Annotated in this window: 2 protein-coding genes; both read right to left on the minus strand. The window is 44.1% G+C overall.

Annotated elements, in window-relative coordinates; translation table 11 throughout:
* The coding region (locus SPADD19_RS10975; RefSeq protein ID WP_061455986.1) for a chorismate mutase at positions 1–183 on the minus strand (183 nt) is incomplete at its 3' end.
* A gap of 63 nt (positions 184–246) precedes the next feature.
* Positions 247–463 (minus strand): flavodoxin domain-containing protein (locus tag SPADD19_RS10980; RefSeq protein ID WP_241496597.1); only part of this gene is annotated, 217 nt, incomplete at its 5' end.

The following is a 463-nucleotide window of genomic DNA, read 5'->3' on the forward strand; positions in this document are numbered from 1 at the left end:
ATCCGTCACGAGAGAGCCGACTTTCTCAAGCACCTCTCTTTCCCTGCCTTGATCGAGCACAGGTAAGCCCTGTTGCTCCTTATATTCTACAATCTGACCGACACAGACCATCCGTCTTTCCAGCAAGGCTACAAGCTCTTGATCGATCTGGTCAATGTCCTTACGAATCTGATCTAAATCCATGTGTCTCCTCTTTATTTTGGATATAAATCGAGGCTGTAATCCATCGATCCAGCCTCTTTGTCATTAATTTGCTTTTGCTACAAGTTCTTCTGCAAAGGCTTCTAATTTTTCAATGTCTTCGTCTTCTGCAGACAAATCAACTTTGACACACTCAGAACCTTTTTCAGCACCAGTCGCAGCGAAGCAACGGTCGAAATCATCAACTGCTTTACAGAATTCATCGTAGAAGGTATCACCTGATCCTACCACACCGTAAAGTTTGCCTTTGAGATCAAGGCCA

This window comes from Streptococcus parasanguinis, from assembly GCF_001578955.1.
Lineage (GTDB): Bacteria > Bacillota > Bacilli > Lactobacillales > Streptococcaceae > Streptococcus > Streptococcus parasanguinis_U.